The 17,667-nt window shown below is 34.4% G+C and carries 15 protein-coding genes; 13 read left to right on the plus strand and 2 right to left on the minus strand.

The window, feature by feature from the left end; all coding sequences use genetic code 11:
• Window positions 1-161: 161 nt before the first annotated feature.
• The 4 genes from tuf to yihA all read left to right on the plus strand — a co-directional run bounded on the left by tuf (window position 162) and on the right by yihA (window position 4,796).
• Window positions 162-1,352 carry an elongation factor Tu gene (gene tuf, locus F5ESL0225_RS03375; protein WP_090091838.1) on the plus strand — a complete coding sequence of 397 codons (1,191 nt, stop codon included), beginning with the start codon at window positions 162-164 and terminating at the stop codon, window positions 1,350-1,352.
• 143 nt (window positions 1,353-1,495) lie between these two features.
• The gene (gene tig / locus F5ESL0225_RS03380; RefSeq protein WP_122024634.1) at window positions 1,496-2,821 is read left to right on the plus strand and encodes a trigger factor; all 1,326 of its coding nucleotides are present in this window, start codon (window positions 1,496-1,498) and stop codon (window positions 2,819-2,821) included.
• A gap of 123 nt (window positions 2,822-2,944) precedes the next feature.
• Window positions 2,945-4,222 (plus strand): ATP-dependent Clp protease ATP-binding subunit ClpX, encoded by a 1,278-nt coding sequence (gene clpX, locus F5ESL0225_RS03385; RefSeq protein WP_122021613.1) that lies wholly within the window; start codon window positions 2,945-2,947, stop codon window positions 4,220-4,222.
• Window positions 4,212-4,796 (plus strand): ribosome biogenesis GTP-binding protein YihA/YsxC, encoded by a 585-nt coding sequence (yihA, locus tag F5ESL0225_RS03390; RefSeq protein WP_122021614.1) that lies wholly within the window; start codon window positions 4,212-4,214, stop codon window positions 4,794-4,796. The genes clpX and yihA overlap by 11 nt, the downstream gene beginning before the upstream one ends.
• A gap of 39 nt (window positions 4,797-4,835) precedes the next feature.
• Here the strand turns inward: yihA and F5ESL0225_RS08505 are convergent, their stop codons facing one another.
• Window positions 4,836-4,949, minus strand: coding sequence for an SPJ_0845 family protein (locus tag F5ESL0225_RS08505; protein ID WP_255409262.1), 114 nt, complete (start codon window positions 4,947-4,949; stop codon window positions 4,836-4,838).
• Window positions 4,950-5,125: 176 nt separating this feature from the next.
• Between F5ESL0225_RS08505 and uvrC the strand changes: the two genes are divergently transcribed.
• The 8 genes from uvrC to F5ESL0225_RS03430 all read left to right on the plus strand — a co-directional run bounded on the left by uvrC (window position 5,126) and on the right by F5ESL0225_RS03430 (window position 14,137).
• Window positions 5,126-6,928, plus strand: a complete 1,803-nt coding sequence (uvrC, locus tag F5ESL0225_RS03395; protein WP_122047854.1) for an excinuclease ABC subunit UvrC — start codon at window positions 5,126-5,128, stop codon at window positions 6,926-6,928.
• Window positions 6,929-7,001: 73 nt separating this feature from the next.
• The gene (gene obgE, locus F5ESL0225_RS03400; protein WP_122047855.1) at window positions 7,002-8,306 is read left to right on the plus strand and encodes a GTPase ObgE; all 1,305 of its coding nucleotides are present in this window, start codon (window positions 7,002-7,004) and stop codon (window positions 8,304-8,306) included.
• Window positions 8,307-8,329: 23 nt separating this feature from the next.
• A complete protein-coding gene (locus F5ESL0225_RS03405; RefSeq protein WP_122021617.1) occupies window positions 8,330-10,249 on the plus strand; it encodes an acyltransferase family protein in 1,920 nt (639 codons plus the stop codon).
• Between the two features lie 12 nt (window positions 10,250-10,261).
• On the plus strand, window positions 10,262-11,200 hold the full coding sequence (gene rnz / locus F5ESL0225_RS03410) for a ribonuclease Z (protein WP_122021618.1): 939 nt from the start codon (window positions 10,262-10,264) through the stop codon (window positions 11,198-11,200).
• Window positions 11,197-11,991, plus strand: a complete 795-nt coding sequence (locus F5ESL0225_RS03415) for an SDR family oxidoreductase (RefSeq protein ID WP_122021619.1) — start codon at window positions 11,197-11,199, stop codon at window positions 11,989-11,991. Before rnz ends, F5ESL0225_RS03415 begins: the two co-directional genes overlap by 4 nt.
• 8 nt (window positions 11,992-11,999) lie before the next feature.
• Window positions 12,000-12,221: a lipopolysaccharide assembly protein LapA domain-containing protein gene (locus F5ESL0225_RS03420; protein WP_090091853.1), complete on the plus strand. Its 222-nt coding sequence runs from the start codon at window positions 12,000-12,002 to the stop codon at window positions 12,219-12,221.
• A 111-nt stretch (window positions 12,222-12,332) separates the two neighbouring features.
• On the plus strand, window positions 12,333-12,524 hold the full coding sequence (gene rpmF, locus F5ESL0225_RS03425; RefSeq protein ID WP_090091854.1) for a 50S ribosomal protein L32: 192 nt from the start codon (window positions 12,333-12,335) through the stop codon (window positions 12,522-12,524).
• Window positions 12,525-12,592: 68 nt separating this feature from the next.
• The gene (locus F5ESL0225_RS03430) at window positions 12,593-14,137 is read left to right on the plus strand and encodes a bifunctional UDP-sugar hydrolase/5'-nucleotidase (protein WP_122047856.1); all 1,545 of its coding nucleotides are present in this window, start codon (window positions 12,593-12,595) and stop codon (window positions 14,135-14,137) included.
• Window positions 14,138-14,167: 30 nt separating this feature from the next.
• Here the strand turns inward: F5ESL0225_RS03430 and F5ESL0225_RS03435 are convergent, their stop codons facing one another.
• Entirely contained in the window at window positions 14,168-14,374 is a 207-nt protein-coding gene (locus F5ESL0225_RS03435) for a DUF2929 family protein (RefSeq protein ID WP_118896447.1), read from the minus strand.
• A gap of 107 nt (window positions 14,375-14,481) precedes the next feature.
• Here F5ESL0225_RS03435 and F5ESL0225_RS03440 point away from each other — a divergent pair, with 107 nt between their 5' ends.
• Window positions 14,482-17,610: a DNA polymerase III subunit alpha gene (locus F5ESL0225_RS03440; RefSeq protein ID WP_122047857.1), complete on the plus strand. Its 3,129-nt coding sequence runs from the start codon at window positions 14,482-14,484 to the stop codon at window positions 17,608-17,610.
• The last annotated feature ends 57 nt before the right edge of the window (window positions 17,611-17,667 follow it).

Genomic DNA, 17,667 nt, shown 5'->3' on the forward strand with positions numbered 1-17,667 from the left:
TTGAAAACATTTAGTATAATAGCAAAGGATGTTTTCATTAGGCATGGCTCTATGCATTAAAATACTAGGCATTTGCCCATGAAAGTAGTACAATATTCAACAGAGAACTATCCGTTATTATCTCAACGGACTTCTTGCAAATTTACAGGAGGGTCATTTTAATGGCAGAAAAAGAACATTACGTTAGAACGAAGCCACACGTAAACATTGGTACTATTGGTCACGTTGACCATGGTAAGACCACTTTAACAGCGGCTATTACTAAAGTTTTATCAGAAAAAGGTTTGGCTAAAGCTGAAGATTATTCAGAAATCGATGCTGCACCAGAAGAAAAAGAACGTGGTATTACTATCAATACCGCTCACGTTGAGTATGAAACTGAAAAGCGTCACTATGCTCACATGGACGCTCCAGGACACGCCGACTATATCAAGAACATGATTACTGGTGCTGCTCAAATGGATGGTGCCATTTTAGTTGTTGCTGCAACTGATGGACCAATGCCACAAACTCGTGAACACATTTTACTTGCTCGTCAAGTTGGTGTTAACTACATCGTTGTCTTCTTAAATAAGACTGATTTAGTTGATGATCCAGAATTGATTGACTTGGTTGAAATGGAAGTTCGTGACTTGTTATCAGAATATGATTACCCAGGTGACGACATTCCAGTTATCCGTGGTTCAGCTTTGAAAGCTTTACAAGGTGACAAGGAACAACAAGACGTTATTATGAAGTTAATGGATACTGTTGATGAATACATTCCAACCCCAGAACGTCAAACTGATAAGCCTTTCTTAATGCCAGTTGAAGATGTATTTACAATTACTGGTCGTGGTACTGTTGCTTCAGGTCGTATTGACCGTGGTACTGTTAAGGTCGGCGATGAAGTTGAAATCGTTGGTTTAGTAGAAAAGGTTATCAAGTCAGTTGTTACTGGTTTGGAAATGTTCCACAAGACTTTAGATTCTGGTGAAGCCGGTGATAACGTTGGTGTATTGCTTCGTGGTATTGACCGTGACCAAGTTGTTCGTGGACAAGTTTTAGCTGCACCTGGCTCAATTCAAACCCACAACAAGTTCAAGGGTCAAGTTTATGTCCTGAAGAAGGAAGAAGGTGGACGTCATACTCCATTCTTCTCAGACTACCGTCCTCAATTCTATTTCCACACTACTGATATTACTGGTGAAATCGAATTGCCAGAAGGTACTGAAATGGTTATGCCTGGCGATAACACAGAATTTACTGTTACCTTAATTAAACCAGCAGCCATTGAAAAGGGTACTAAGTTTACTATCCGTGAAGGTGGTCGTACTGTTGGTGCTGGTCAGGTTACTGAAATCCTTGACTAGTTCATAAAAGGACAGTTTAAAAAGATGTACTTCTTCATAGAAGTACATCTTTTTTTGCCTAAATTTGTTTTTTTCAATCGTTTAATGTAAGATAATTTAGTATGTACGATGAAGTGATACTTGACATTGGAGGTATTTAATTAATGTCTGTAAATTGGAATAAAACTGGTGAAAATAACGGTGAACTTACTTTTGATATTCCCCAAGCTGAAGTTAAGCGTGGGTTAGACTCAGCTTTTAAGCGAGTAAAAAATAATTTACGTGTTCCTGGTTTTAGAAAAGGACATGTTTCTCGAGTAATTTTTAATCAATATTATGGTGAAGAAGCATTATATGAAGATGCGTTAAATATGGTTCTTCCAACTGCATATGCTACTGCAGTTAAAGAGGTTGGCATTGAAGCAGTAGGGCAACCACAAATTATCCCTGTTTCAATGGAAAAGGGTAAGGACTGGAGTGTAAAAGCACTTGTCAATGTTAAGCCTGAAGTTGAATTAGGTGACTACAAGGGTATTGAAGTTCCTAAACAAAATACGCGGGTATATGCTAAGGATATTGAGAATGAACTTGAGCAAGATCGCCAGAAGAATGCTGAACTTGTGCTTAAGAAAGATGCTTCTGCTAAAGGTGACACTGTAACTATTGATTATAAGGGTACAGTAGATGGCGCAGCCTTTGATGGAGGAACAGCTAATGATTACGCTCTTGAACTTGGCTCAAATACCTTTATTCCTGGCTTTGAAGATCAACTAATTGGTCATAAGGCTGGTGATGATGTAGACGTTGTAGTAACATTCCCAGAAGACTATGGTGCAAAAGATTTAGCTGGTAAGGAAGCACATTTTGCTACAAAGATTCATGAAGTTAAATCAAAGCAACTTCCTAAATTAGACGATGAATTTGCTAAAGATATTGATGATTCTGTTGAAACGCTTGATGAATTAAAAGAAAAAATCAAGAAAGATTTAAAAGCTAAAAAAGAAGAAGAAGCTAAATCAGCGATTGAGCAAGCCGCAATTGAAGCAGCAGTTAACAATGCAAAGATTAAAGAAATACCTGATACGATGATTCAAGAAGATGTTAATACTCAAATGAATCAATATTTAGGTAATATGCAACGTCAAGGCATTAATCCAGAAACTTATTATAAATTAACTGGAACTACTGAAGAACAATTGCGTTCACAGTTTAGCAAGGATGCAGAAGAAAGAGTTAAGACTAACCTAGTTCTTGAAGCAATCGTTGAAAAAGAAGATATTAAAGCCTCAAAAGAAGAGATTGATAACGAAATTAAAGAGCTTGCAAAAGAGTACAATATGGATGAAAAGACTGTCCGTAATACTTTAACTGATGACATGCTTTCACACGATATCAATATTCGTAAGGCAATTGATCTTGTCACTGACAATGCAAAACAAGTTGCTAAATCCAAGATTAATGACGACGATAAGAGTTCAGACAACAAATAGAACTTAAATCGAAAGTAGAAAGGTAGTTTATTTAACTACCTTTTTATTTTTCTACAAGCAAATAATTCAAGTACCTAACATATTTATGATACTCTTAAACTTGTAGACATAAGGAGGAATAGAATGGCATCACAATTTACTGATCAAGAAGAAATTAAGTGCTCCTTTTGTGATAAAACACAAGATCAAGTTAAAAAAATGATTGCTGGTAATGGTGTTTATATTTGCAATGAATGTGTTAATTTATCTAAAAAAATTATCGACGATGAATTGAAATCAGATTCATTAAAAGAGGCAAAAGACTTACCAAAGCCGATGGAAATCAAGAAGCAGCTTGATCAATATGTTATTGGGCAAGAGAGAGCCAAGAAAATTTTGTCAGTATCTGTTTATAACCATTATAAACGGATTACCCAGATGGATATTGATTCTTCAACAGAATTGCAAAAATCAAATATTGCTCTTATTGGGCCTACTGGTTCAGGTAAGACCTATTTAGCTCAAACTTTGGCTCGTATTCTGGATGTTCCATTTGCCATAGCAGATGCAACAACTTTAACAGAAGCTGGTTATGTTGGTGAAGATGTTGAAAATATTTTACTAAAGTTATTGCAAAATGCTGATTACGACATTGAAAGAGCGCAACGTGGAATTGTGTATATAGATGAAATTGACAAAATTTCTAAAAAATCTGAAAATGTATCGATTACACGTGACGTATCTGGTGAAGGAGTGCAGCAATCGCTCTTAAAAATCTTAGAAGGCACTATTGCCTCAGTTCCACCACAAGGTGGACGTAAACATCCCCAACAAGAATTGATTCAGATTGATACCACTAATATTTTATTTATTGTTGGTGGAGCATTTGATGGGATAGAACAGATAGTTAAAGGTCGGTTAGGTAAAAAAGTTATCGGTTTTAGTGCAGAAAGTAAGTTAAATTCAATACAAGATGAAGAATGGACAGAGCACTTGACGACTGGTGATTTAGTTAAATTTGGTTTAATTCCAGAATTTATTGGACGTATACCGATTGTAGCTACCCTAAATAAATTAGATAATAAAGATTTAGTTCGTATTTTAACAGAACCCAAAAATGCTTTGGTAAAACAATATAAAAAATTATTTTCTCTTGATGATGTTGAACTAGAATTTACAGATAGTGCTTTAACAGCAATTGCTGATTTGGCAATTGAACGTAATATGGGTGCGCGTGGTTTAAGAACAATTATTGAAAATGCAATGATGAGCATTATGTATGAAATACCTAGTGAGACAGATATTGAAAGAGTTGAAATAACTGAAGATGTGATTACTAAGCAAGCTGAACCTCGAGTTGTTAGAAAAAAAGAAAGTGGTAAGCCACTTAAAGAAGAAATTAAGGTTGTAAATGATCATTAAGAGTAGTGACTATGCAATTAGTGCAGTTAAAGAAGAACAGTATCCTCAAGATAATTTAAGTGAGATTGCTTTAGCGGGTCGTTCTAATGTTGGAAAGTCCAGTTTGATTAATTCATTATTAGGACGCAAAAATTTAGCTAGAACATCTTCACAACCTGGGAAAACACAAACTTTAAATTTTTATATTGTTAATCAAGATTTTTATTTAGTAGATGTTCCAGGATATGGCTATGCGAAAGTTTCTCAGGCACAACGAGAAAAATTTGGCGAAATGATTCAAGATTACCTTGAAACTAGAGAAAACTTAAAGGGATTGATTATTTTAGTTGATTCAAGGCATGAACCTACTAAAAACGATGTTGCGATGTATAACTATGCCTTAGTTCTTGAATTGCCAATTTTGGTAGTTTGTACAAAAATTGATAAAGTAAAGAAAAGTCAGCAAAATAAAGTTATATCCAATCTAAAGAAAAATTTTGATTTAGCTCATGCTAATGTTAGTGTATTAACTTATAGCTCTGTGCAAAAAACGCATGTTAAAGAAGTATGGACTTGGATTGAACAATATTTGTAAGACTAAAGTAAATAAAAATGGCCCATTAATGAGCCATTTTTATTTTGCCTTTTTTTTATCTTTATTGCTTTTCTTTTTTTTATCTTCAGGAACTGTAGCAAACTTATCAAATAATCTTTCTAAATTGTCTTGCTTTTTAAAAGTTAATCCCATAATTATCTTCCTTTCGTTTGTCTTATTATAATAAAAAAAGAAAGATTCGGCTAGTGCTAACTTATTATTAGAAATAATTATTATTATGTAAAGTAATTGCTAATTTAAAACCCTATCCAGGCTCCCAGAAAGAAAGTTTGTGATAAAATTGATTCAGCAAATAAGGAAGTGAGTTTTTGGCAACAAAATTAATTGAAAATAAATTAAAGCTTTTGCCTGCTAAGCCAGGCTGTTATTTGATGAAAGATATAAACGGTAAGGTTATTTATGTTGGTAAGTCAAAAAATCTGAAGAGCCGCGTTCGGTCGTATTTTAAGAGTAAACAGGTTGGACGTAGGGCTGAATTAGTGCGTGAAATTCGAGATTATGACATTATCACTGTATCAACGGATAAAGAAGCATTTCTATTAGAAGTTACCTTAATTAAAAAATATCAACCCTACTATAATGTACAGTTGAAACAAGGAACAGGTTATCCTTATATTGAAATCACTAATGAACGCGATCCTCAAACTAAGTTAACTAGTATTGTGCGTAAGGATGGTGGATATTACTTTGGTCCATATCCTAATGTTTATGCGGCACAAGCAACATTAAAATTTATTCAAAAGCTTTTTCCTTTAAGAAGGTGCAATGGTAAACAGAAAAGACCATGTTTATATTATCATATGGGGCAGTGCTTAGGGGCTTGCTTTAAGGAAGTTCCCAAAGAAGAATACAGAGCACAAATTAAAAAAATCAAAAGTTTTTTAAATGGAGACATAACAGCAGTTAAACAAGATTTAAATAAGAGAATGGGTAAAGCTGCTGAAAATTTAGAATTTGAACGAGCAGCAGAAATTCGTGATCAACTCGCATATATTGAAGAAACAGTCGAAAAGCAAAAAATAATTTCTAATGACAATACTCAGCGTGATATTTTTAATTTTTATGTAGATAAATCATGGATTGCGATTCAAATTTTCTTTTTAAGACAGGCTAAGTTACTTAGAAGCGAAACAAGAATGTATCCCTTAACTGATGAAAGTGACCCCGAAGATGCATTTACTTCATTTATTGTGCAATTTTATGGTCAAAAAAATAGAGTATTACCAAGAGAAGTCTTAGTACCAACTGGAATTGATAATGAAGCCTTAGGTGAAGTTTTACAAGTTCAAGTTAGAACTCCCATCAGAGGACAAAAGAAAGCATTATTAAAAATGGCAAAGGAAAATGCTAAACTTAAATTGGATGATAAGTTTAGATTGTTAGAACTTGATAACCGTAAGACTAAGGGGGCACAAAAAGAAATCTTTGATGCTTTGACTCTGCCCTATGGACATGTAATTGAAAGCTTTGATCACTCCCACATTCAAGGAACAGATCCAGTTTCAGCACTAGTGGTTTTTAAAGACGGAGAACCTGATAAAAATTCATATCGAAAGTATAAATTAAAAGGTGAAGTTGAACATCAAAACGGGGGTGATGAAGTTCGTAATACGCGTGAAGTTGTTCGTCGCCGATATAGTCGCCTTTTACGTGAACATAAAAAAATGCCTGATCTCATCTTAATGGACGGTGGACAAATTCAAATTGATGCTTGCCAGGATATTTTGCGTAATGAATTGGATTTAAAAATACCGGTTGCTGGTATGGTTAAGGATAATAAGCACCGAACAAATCATCTGCTTTATGGCGACCCAATTAATGGCATACCCATGAAATTGATTCCACTTGATCCTAAATCACAAGGATTTTATCTAATGACTAGGATTCAGGATGAAGTACACCGATTTGCCATTACTTTTCATCGGCGTACACATGCAAAAAATGCCTTATCAAGTAAGCTTGATTCAATTAAGGGAATTGGTCCAAAAAGTAGAAATAAGCTTTTAAGACAATTTGGATCTTTAAAGAAAATAAAGGAAGCAAGTATTGCAGAATTATGTTCAGCGGGATTAACTTTACCACAGGCGCAAACTGTTAAATTAACGTTGTGACGCTAATTTTATCGAATGTGCCAGAATTTTTGTGGTATAGTATTAAGGTTAGTGCAATTGGGAGGAAAAATACATGCCAACATTTGTCGATCAAACTAAGATTGAAGTTCAAGCTGGTAAAGGTGGAGATGGTATCGTTGCCTTTCGCCATGAAAAATATGTACCAAATGGCGGACCAGCCGGAGGTGATGGTGGTCGCGGTGGAAGTATTATTTTTGTTGCTGATAGTGGGTTAAGGACCTTGATGGATTTCCGTTATCGGCGCAAATTTAAGGCCGAGAATGGTGAAAACGGTCGTATAAAATCACAATATGGTCGTGGCGCTAAAGATCTCTATTTACGAGTACCGCTTGGTACAACTGTATACGACTTTAACACTAATGAAGAAATCGGAGATCTAACCGAAAATAAGCAAGAGTTAATTGTTGCTCATGGTGGTCGTGGTGGTCGTGGAAATATTCATTTTGCTAATAGTGTTAATACTGCTCCAGAAATTGCTGAAAATGGTGAACCTGGTGAAGATCGAGTTCTACGCTTAGAACTTAAAGTACTAGCCGATGTTGGTTTAGTAGGCTTTCCATCAGTAGGTAAATCGACTTTATTATCAGTAGTAACAAAAGCAAAACCTAAGATTGGGGCCTATGATTTTACTACACTTACTCCTAATTTAGGAATAGTCATTCTTCCTGATGGTCGTGATTTTTCAATAGCTGATTTACCTGGATTAATCGAAGGCGCCAGTCAAGGCGTTGGTCTTGGTATTCAGTTTTTACGTCATATTGAAAGAACTAAAGTGATTTTGCATTTTGTATCAATGGATCCAGATAATGGTCGTAGCGCAATTGAGGATTATCAAAAAATTCGTAAGGAATTGTTGTCTTATGACCAAAATCTAGGAAAAAGACGTGAAATAATTGTAGCCACGCAAATGGACTTACCTCAAGCTGCTGACAAGCTAGCTAAATTTAAGCAGGATTTAAAACAAGCTGCTATTAATGAACCGGTTTATCCAATTTCAAGTGTTACTCATCAGGGTATTGAGCAGTTGCTTAATAATACAGCCATTTTAATAGAGCAAGTCGAACAGGAACAGGCTAAAGAAAACATAAAGGTTAGCCAAGTTATTAAGGAATATCGATACGAAAAATCTAAGAAAGATGAATTCACGATCGAAAAGCTTGAAGATCATTTATTTGAAATTAAGGGTGAAGGTTTAGAAAAATTAGTTGCAAGAACCAACCTGGATTATCAAGATAGTATTATTCGTTTAGCTCGGCAATTAAAGAACTTAGGTGTAGATGAAGCACTACGTAAAAGTGGGGCTGTTGACGGTGATGACGTTGTTATTGGCACATTTAATTTTGAATTTGTTCAATAAATTTAATAGAAAAGTTTGAAAATATGGAAAAAAATCGGTTTATTACAGGATATTCTGGACTCAGAGCATTGGCAGTTATTGGGGTGATTTTATATCATCTTAATCCCGATACTTTTATTGGTGGCTATCTTGGTGTACCGATATTTTTTGTCTTATCAGGGTATTTAGTTACTTGTCAAATGTTAAAGTCATATGAAAAAGATGGTTTTTTTGATAACGTAAATTTTTATTGGAGTAGAATTAAAAAATTATATCCATCATTACTTTCGGTCTTATGGCTTTCTTCGGCGTATATATTATTATTTCAGCGCAATTTACTTGCTAATTTATGGCAAATCGTAGTTTCTAATGTACTAAGTGTTTATAACTTTTGGCAAATATTTAATGGGCAAAGTTACTTTGAACGATTTGCTGCTAATGAGTCACCTTTTGTCCATCTTTGGACAATGTCAATTAATGGGCAATTCTATCTTTTATGGCCATTGGTCGTTTATCTACTTGTCAAGTATGCAAAGAATAGAAAAGTAATGGTCAAAATGCTTTCAGGTCTTTCTCTACTTTCTGCTCTTGAAATGGCAATTATGTATCGAATTGGTGTTAATATTAATAGGATTTATTACGGTACTGACACACGTTTTTTTGCTTTAGGTATAGGAGCAGTATTAGCCGTATTATGGCCAATAAATAAATTGAAGACCGAAATTAAGCAAAGTGAAGCTTATTTTTTGGATGGCATGGGTTTTGTTGCCTTATTTATTATTTTATTGATGTTTTTTAGTCCAGCAATGAATGCTGAAGGGCCATTTCCTTATTATGGTGGGATGGTGTTATTTACGATAGCAACAACTATCTTTGTGGCTGTTATTGCTCATCCATGTAGTCACTGGAATAGATGGATGACCAATCCGGTTTTTAATTGGCTCGGTTCTAGAAGCTATGGTATATATTTATATCAATTTCCAGTTATGATCTTTTTCGAAGATAAAGTAGCTAATCTAGCTGAATATGCTTTTTTATACCATTTATTTGAAATTGCGATAATTCTTGTCTTAAGCGAATTGTCATATCGCTTTATTGAAAAGCCATTGAGTAAAATTAGTCTATCTTCCATCAAAAAATACCTAAAAAAAGTTTTAAATTTTAAGACAAAAAATTACGGTTCTAAAATCCAGGCTTTAGTAATAAGTTTAATTTTTATTTGCGGTAGTATTGCTATCATTGTTTCACCAATGGTTAAAGCTCAAGATTATAATCAGTCGCAGTTAGCTGTAAGAATTCGAAAGAATTGTCGGCAGCAAAAAAAAGATAATCAACTGGCAATTGCCAAAATAAAAAAAAGTAAGAAAAAAGATCAAAAAAGAGCTAAACTAATTAAAGTAGCTAATAAGACTGCAAAGAGCCACCCAGTCAATCGGTTATATAAAAAATATGGAATTTCACAACTTGATTTACAATTAGCACATAAAGTTCAATTAACGGCAATTGGTGATTCTGTTATGGCAAGTTCTAGTAACGATTTAACGCGGTTAATGCCTAAATCTATTATTGACGCGGCTGTTTCTAGACAAGTAAACGCATCTTTTGGGTTACTTGACCATTACAAGTCTCAGCATGTCTTAGCTGACAATGTATTAATTGCTTTAGGAACAAATGGAGCTTTTCCAATGTCTGACTTAAATCAACTAATGCAACTAATAGGATCTAAGCGGCAAGTTTTTTGGATTAATACTTATGTGCCCAATAGACCGTGGCAAAATCAGGTCAATCAATCTTTAACTAAAGCGGCTAGACGTTATCATAATTTAAATATTATTGATTGGTGCAACTATGCAAAAAGTCATCCCAATTGGTTTTATGATGATCATACTCATCCTACACCAATCGGCTCAAAATATTATAGCGCTTTTGTTGTCAAAGCAATCGTTAAGCATGCAAAATTTTAGAATGGGAAATTTATGGAGTTACAATTTTTAGGTACAGGAGCAGGGCAACCATCAAAGCAACGCAACGTATCAAGCATTGCCCTTAAAATGCTTGATGAATTAAATGAGATTTGGTTATTTGATGTAGGTGAAGCTACGCAACATCAAATTTTGCGGACTAATATTCGAATGCGCAAGATAACAAAAATATTCATTTCACATAATCATGGCGATCATATTTTTGGCCTGCCTGGCTTTTTGGCAACTAGATCATTTCAAGGCGATGTTGGTCCAATAACAATTTATGGTCCCCCAGGCTTAGAACAATTTGTTAGAACTTCTTTAAAAGTATCAAGAACAAAAATTTCCTATCCAATTAGGTTTGTACCGCTAGAAAAGGGTGGACTGATTTTTCAAGGCAATGGATTTAGAGTTTTCGCAGAAAAATTAGAACATCGAGTGCCTAGTTTTGGCTATCGCGTAGTTGAAGATCCTCATCAAGGTGAACTTTTAATGGATAAATTAGCGCAATATAATATACCTAATGGACCATTACTTGGTAAACTAAAAAATGGGGAGAAAATCGTTTTGGATGATAATACGATTTTGGATGGACACGATTTTTTAGGTCCATCTAAGGCTGGTCGGATAATTTCAATTATTTATGATACCCGTTCAACGGCAACAATTGCACAGCTAGCTAAAAATGCTGATGTCTTGATTCATGAGTCTACTTTTGCTGGTAACGAAGCAGATTTAGCGTATTCTTATTATCATTCGACTGCGGTAGAAGCGGCTAAGGTTGCGCAAGCTAATGGGGTAAAGCGTTTGTATTTAAACCATATTTCAGCTAGATACTTAGGTGCAAAAGCAAAAAAATTAGTGCAACAAGCGGAGAAGATATTCCCCAATACTAAATTGGCTAATGATTTTGATCGAGTTATAATTCCAATGAAAGGTGAAGAAAAATGAGCGATTCATTAAGAGATAAAGTGGTTGTTATTACAGGAGCTTCAAGTGGTATAGGTCATTCAATTGCCTTAGAGAGTGCTGGTCGTGGTGCTACAGTTGTTTTAATTGCAAGAAGAGAAGATGAACTTGATCATCTTGCAGCTGAGGCACATGAACTTTCTGGTGCTCCAGCTTACGCATTTGTCACTGATATGGGGGAGAGCGACGCAATTGATGCTACTTTTAAAAATATAATTAAGGTAACTAATCATATTGATTATTTAGTCAATTGCGCCGGATTTGGAAAATTTGGTAACTTTGTCGAGATGAATCGGCGCGAAATAACTGCCATGTTTCAAGTCAATGTATTGGGTTTAATGTATTTTACGAGACTAATTGGTCGAGTGATGATGGACCAAAAGGCAGGGCAAATTATAAACTTTGGTTCAATTGCTGGCAAAATTCCAACAGTTAAATCTGCGGCATACAGCGCATCAAAAGCAGCTGTTATTCAATTTTCTAATGTCTTGCGCTTAGAATTAAAACCCTTTGGCGTTAAGGTGATGACTGTTAATCCTGGTCCAGTTTATACTAACTTTTTTAATATTGCTGATAAAACTGGACATTATGTTGAAAATATTCAAGGATATATGCTTGACCCTGATGATGTTTCTTGGCAAGTGGTACATTATTTTGGTAGCAATAAGCGCGAACTAAATATTCCGATTAGTCTTGCTGTGTATGCGAAACTGTATAATTTGTTTCCAAGTATAGGTGACAAATTATCTATTAAGTATGCTTCCAGAAAGTAGTTCAACCAATGAAAAATAAAATTGATCAGTTAAAATTAATTTTAACTTTAATTCTTAGCTTGTTATCGGTAATTTTTGTAGTTATTAATACTGGCAATGTGGCAATCAATTTTGGTTTATTTAAACTCAATTTGCCCTTAATTATTATTTTAGTTTTAATGCTAATTATTGGCGTTTTAATCGGCTGGTTTTGGGGTTCAAATGGACATAATCATGATAAGAATAACTAATATATCTTGATTTATTTGGGATACAATAGTATCATTAACAAACGTGAAGTGTTTAAGGCCCTTATTAATAGTGACCGGAAAACCTAATTTACAATAAAGGAGATCAATTAAATGGCAGTTCCTAAGAGACATACTTCTAAGCAAAAGAAACGTTCACGTCGTGGTCATATCAAATTAACTGTTCCAGCAATGCATTACGATGCAACTACTGGTGAATACCGTTTGAGCCACCGCGTTTCACCTAAAGGTTATTACAAAGGTCGTCAAGTTGCTACAGAAGCTAATAGCAGTGACAACCAATAATATGAAAAAAACACCGATTATTGGTGTTTTTTTTTACCTAAAAGAATCTGTTGAGTAAGAGGAAAATGATGGAAATAGTATTTTTGAGTTCAAGTGACATTCATGGCTATATATTACCGACTGATTATCAAAATTTCGGAACTGAAGATGTTTCTTTTGGTTTAAGTCGAGTAAGTAGTGTAATTAAGTCAGAGCGAGCAAAATATGGCGCTAATAACGTTGTTGTAGCAGATACAGGAGATTGCTTACAAGGCTCTCCTTTAGCCGCATATGTTCATACAGCAGATGAGACTGCCCTAAAACAATATACTGACTTATATAATGCTATTGGCTATGATGTACGCTGTTTAGGAAATCATGATTTTAATTTTGGCCTAACTTATTTAAGACAATACATTAATTACAATCACTCAACTTTGTTAAATGCCAATATTTTAGCAAAGAAGACTGCTCAACCGGCTTTTGGTCAAGGCTACTGTATAATTACTAAAAATGGCATCAAGATAGGCATAATTGGAGTAACAACTAAACGAGTTCCTGCATGGGAACCAGCAGAGAATGTTACAGGCTTGAAATTTTTGTCTGCTTTTGATCAAGTTAGATATTATACACAAATTATACGAGCTGAAGTTGATATCTTGGCAGTTATTTACCATGGCGGCTTTGAAGCCGATATACATACTGGTCAAGCAACAGAACCAAAAACTGGTGAAAACGAGGGATATCGAATTTTAAAAGAAATTCCAGAAATTGATGTTTTTTTGACAGGTCATCAACACCAAAAAATGAGTTTAGAAGCTTTTGATACGGCAATTGTTCAACCTGGATATCGCGGAGAAGCTGTTGGTAAGGTTGTCGTTGAAATAGATGAAGACACTAAAAAAATCCAATCAACAACTGCAAGTTTAATTGATACAAAAGATTATTGCCCTGATAAAGAAATAATTTCTTTATGTTCAGATTTAAATAAGCAAACTGAAAACTGGCTTGATCAACCAATTGCTCATTTAAATGCTCCAGCCAAAATAGATAACGCTCAAAAAGCTAGACTTCAAGGAGCCCCTTTTGTCAATCTTTTACAACAAATGCAGCTATATTATACTCAGGCGGATATCTCGGCAACTGCAGTAATGAGTGAAACCGCAAAAGGATTCGAGCAAAAAGTAACAATGCGTGATATTTTGCTTAACTATCCGTATGCTAATCAGTTATGCCGTGTAAAATTAACTGGAAAAGAATTAAGACAAATTATTGAACATAGTCTTTCATTTTTAATTAAAAATGATCAAGGTAAAATTGAATTTGCTCCTAAGTATCAAAATCTACTTTTTAATTTTGATACGTTCTATCCTATAAATTATCAAGCTGAAATTGATCGTCCCATTGGGCAAAGGCTAACCAGATTAGAACTTGATGGACAAGAAATTGCAGATGGGCAAATCTACCGTTTGGCAGTCAATAATTATCGCGCAATGGGTGGCGGTTTTTATCCCGTCTATAATTTAGACAAAATTGAAGAGATATATGACAAGGATTATATACAAATGTTTCAAGAATTTTTAACTCAGATTAAGCCGAAGGTTGATTTAGTTAAAAATTATTCTTTCAAATAAAAAAGCAGGCGGTATTGCCGTCTGCTTTTTTTATTTTAAATTTGAATACTTACTTTTATCTTTAGTTGAATGAGCTGTAATTGTTGGGATAGTTGCTGCAAATAGTAGTCCAAAAATGATACCCACAACTATAGCTTCACCAAAATTAAATACGTTCTGTGTTAAAGGTGCAGCAATAAAACCAACGATTAACATATAAACAATACTCCAACCAATAGTTACAATATATCGCCCCATAAAAGTTCCCTCTTTCATAGATGAATTTTAACAAAGTTAGCGTTTGATTTCAAATCTTAAAGGTGGTTTTTGGTATACTTATATTAGGAAGAAAGGTGGCATGAAAAATGAAAATGGCTGCGCTGCAGAATATTAGTGCATTTACATTGTTAGAAAGTCCAACAAAAATTAAAGACTTGTTGCTAGCTGCCAAAAAACAAGGTTATGAGGCAATCAGCCTAACAGATATTAATGTTACTTATGGGTTAGTAAATTTTTTCGAATTAGCTCAAGAAGTAGGTATTAAACCACTTTTAGGAATGCAAATTCGAGTGAATGGCTTAATTGATACGTTTAATCAATATGATTTGATTGTCCTAGCAAAAAATGATGCTGGTTATCGTAATCTTTTACGCTTATCAAGCAGAATCAACCTAAAAACTGATAACGGAACTAATAAAAAAGTTTTGACTTTGACAGAGCTAACTAAAGATTTGACCAATTTAATTTTAATTGTTCCAGCAAATCCTTATAGTGAACTTTTGAATTTGCAAGGACAAGACGAACGATTGGGCAATGATTTTGTACGAAAACTAATTGGGATTATACCCAAATCAAGTGAATTGTATTTAGGAGTTTACGGGTCACCAAAACAAAAAGTTTATATTTCATATGTCAAAATGCTAGCTAAACAATTTAAACTACCCTTAGTTTGCGTTGAAGATACACGTTATTTAAAGCCCGAAAATCAATTCCTACGGCATACTTTAAAATCTGTTAAAAATGGTAGTGTATTACCCGATGTTCAATCTTTAGCAAAGCAAAGTGGCTCGCACTATTTACCTTCAACTGAGGAAATAAGTGAGCGCTACCATAGTTTAGACCTTGATCAAGCGGTCAGCAATACATGGGAAATAGCTAATAAATGTACAGCACAAATTACCTTTCAATTGCCAGTTTTACCTAAGTATAAACAGAATAAGTTTCAAACTTCTAAAGAATATCTTAATGAGTTAGCGCAACAGGGATTGAAACAGCGTTTCAGTGGACAAACTGTTCCAATGCAATATCAGCATCAATTAGACTACGAGTTAAAAGTGATTGATGAAATGGATTTTAATGATTACTTTTTAATTGTATGGGATGTTGTTAGCTATTGTCACCGTGTGAATATTGCTATGGGCCCTGGACGTGGTTCAGCTTGTGGTTCACTTGTCTCGTATGTTTTGAAAATTACTGAAGTAGATCCAATTCAATATAATTTATTGTTTGAACGCTTTTTGAATCCTGCGCGGCATGAAATGCCAGATATTGATTTGGATATTCCAGATAATCGGCGTGATGCTGTAATTAAGTATATGTATGAAAAGTATGGCATGGACCACGCTGCTCAAATTCTTACTTTTGGTACTTTAGCAGCAAAGCAAGTTTTACGTGATACTGGAAGAGTTTTTGGTCTAAGTGAGGCCGAATTGAGTAAATGGTCAAATAGTGTTCCTTTTTCTAAAGGGAAGATTACCCTAAAACAAGCATATGAATCTTCTCCTGAAATGAAACTCTTGGTAAATGTAAATGAAAAAAATAAGCTGTTATTTAAAACAGCGCAAGAATTAGAAGGCTTACCGCGGCACTATTCCATTCATGCTGCAGGATTAGTTATTAGTGATAATTCAATTGCAGCAATTAGTGGCTTGCAAGCAGGTCAACTCGGGATACCTGTTACTCAGCAAACTAAGGCATATGTTGAAGCTTTAGGACTACTAAAAATTGATTTTTTAGGGTTGCGTAATTTAACTATTTTAGGCGAAACTGAGGAATTAATTCATGCTCAAGGGAAGAAATTTAATGCCAATCAAATTCCACTTGATGATTTTGAAACCATCAGGTTATTTCAAACAGGTAATACAGGGTTGATTTTTCAGTTTGAATCAAGTGGTATCAAAGAGGTGTTACGCCGGCTTCATCCAGATAATTTTGAAGACTTAGTGGCGGTGAATGCGCTTTATCGTCCCGGACCAATGCAAAATATTTCATCTTTTATTGCTCGAAAACAGGGAAAAGAGAAAGTAACTTATCCAGATGCTAGTTTAAAGAAAATACTAGCGCCAACATATGGTATCTTGGTTTATCAAGAACAAGTTATGCAAACCGCACAAGTTTTAGCTGGCTTTTCTCTAGGAGAAGCCGATATCTTACGGCGTGCAATGTCGAAGAAAAATCAAGTTGTCATTGAACAAGAACGTAGTAAATTTATAGCTGGTGCAATAAAGAAAGGCCGTTCTAAAGACGTAGCTGAAAAAGTTTATAATTATATTGCAGAATTTGCTAATTATGGCTTTAACCGCTCACATGCGGTTGCTTATACCAAATTGGCCTTTTGGCTGGCTTTCTTACAGGTTCATTATTCGACTGAATTTTATACAGCAATGTTGAATTCCACAAGTGCCAATCAGTTGAAGACAAATGATTTAGTAATGCAAGCTCAAGAATTGGGGGTGAAAATTTTACCGCCAGATATTAATCAAAGCGGCTTAGATTATGAAATTAAAAATGGGAAAATAATTGTTGGCTTACGTGCCATTAAAAATATCCGTCTTGATTTTTTAAAGCAAATAATTGAAGTTCGAGCAAAAAGTAAATTTACATCTTTTAGTGATTTTTTACGGCAGATTGATCCTAAATTCATTCAACCCAAAGTGATTCAAACGCTAATTAAAGCAGGTTGTTTTGATCGGCTGGATTCCAATCGCAATGAATTATTAGAAAATAGTCAAGAAATCATTGAAAATGTTGAACTAACAGGTAAAAATATTGCTCTTTCAGAAAGTCTAGGGGGTGTACCACTTAAACAAGCTTCCATGCCTTCGAAACAAGAAAAAGCGCAAATGGAAGAAGAAACCTTAGGCTTTTCAACGCTTACGTCGCCATTAATTGCTGTACAAAAATATGCAGTAAAATTTAATGCCAAGCCTTTGAGTCAATTTAACATAAATGAAACTGGTATCGCTGTTGGAAAATTAATGACTTTAAAATTAATTAAGACTAAAAAGGGAGCAACAATGGCTTTTAGTGTGTTTGCTGATTCAACTAGTCGCCAAGATATTGTTATCTTTCCTGGTGTTTATGACCAGTTTAAAGCAAACTTAAAGGTTGGCACTATTTATTTATTAGAAATAAAAGTTCAAAATGATCGCTATGATACAAGCCAAAAACAATATTTATTAAATAAATTAAAAATTGTTAATTTTAAAAGTTAGGGTATCAAATGGCAACTTATAACTGTTAACGCTAACACATTAAAAGTTAGCTAAAAC

The sequence above is a fragment of the Lactobacillus sp. ESL0225 genome (assembly GCF_003692905.1).
Classification (GTDB): domain Bacteria; phylum Bacillota; class Bacilli; order Lactobacillales; family Lactobacillaceae; genus Lactobacillus; species Lactobacillus bombicola.

Excerpts from the sequence above, each read along its gene's own strand:
- tuf (WP_090091838.1), top strand. The coding sequence starts at position 162 with ATGGCAGAAAAAGAACATTACGTTAGAACGAAGCCACACGTAAACATT.
- tig (WP_122024634.1), top strand. The coding sequence starts at position 1,496 with ATGTCTGTAAATTGGAATAAAACTGGTGAAAATAACGGTGAACTTACT.
- clpX (WP_122021613.1), top strand. The coding sequence starts at position 2,945 with ATGGCATCACAATTTACTGATCAAGAAGAAATTAAGTGCTCCTTTTGT.
- yihA (WP_122021614.1), top strand. The coding sequence starts at position 4,212 with ATGATCATTAAGAGTAGTGACTATGCAATTAGTGCAGTTAAAGAAGAA.
- F5ESL0225_RS08505 (WP_255409262.1), bottom strand. The coding sequence starts at position 4,949 with ATGGGATTAACTTTTAAAAAGCAAGACAATTTAGAAAGATTATTTGAT.
- obgE (WP_122047855.1), top strand. The coding sequence starts at position 7,002 with ATGCCAACATTTGTCGATCAAACTAAGATTGAAGTTCAAGCTGGTAAA.
- F5ESL0225_RS03405 (WP_122021617.1), top strand. The coding sequence starts at position 8,330 with ATGGAAAAAAATCGGTTTATTACAGGATATTCTGGACTCAGAGCATTG.
- rnz (WP_122021618.1), top strand. The coding sequence starts at position 10,262 with ATGGAGTTACAATTTTTAGGTACAGGAGCAGGGCAACCATCAAAGCAA.
- F5ESL0225_RS03415 (WP_122021619.1), top strand. The coding sequence starts at position 11,197 with ATGAGCGATTCATTAAGAGATAAAGTGGTTGTTATTACAGGAGCTTCA.
- F5ESL0225_RS03420 (WP_090091853.1), top strand. The coding sequence starts at position 12,000 with ATGAAAAATAAAATTGATCAGTTAAAATTAATTTTAACTTTAATTCTT.
- rpmF (WP_090091854.1), top strand. The coding sequence starts at position 12,333 with ATGGCAGTTCCTAAGAGACATACTTCTAAGCAAAAGAAACGTTCACGT.
- F5ESL0225_RS03430 (WP_122047856.1), top strand. The coding sequence starts at position 12,593 with ATGGAAATAGTATTTTTGAGTTCAAGTGACATTCATGGCTATATATTA.
- F5ESL0225_RS03435 (WP_118896447.1), bottom strand. The coding sequence starts at position 14,374 with ATGGGGCGATATATTGTAACTATTGGTTGGAGTATTGTTTATATGTTA.
- F5ESL0225_RS03440 (WP_122047857.1), top strand. The coding sequence starts at position 14,482 with ATGAAAATGGCTGCGCTGCAGAATATTAGTGCATTTACATTGTTAGAA.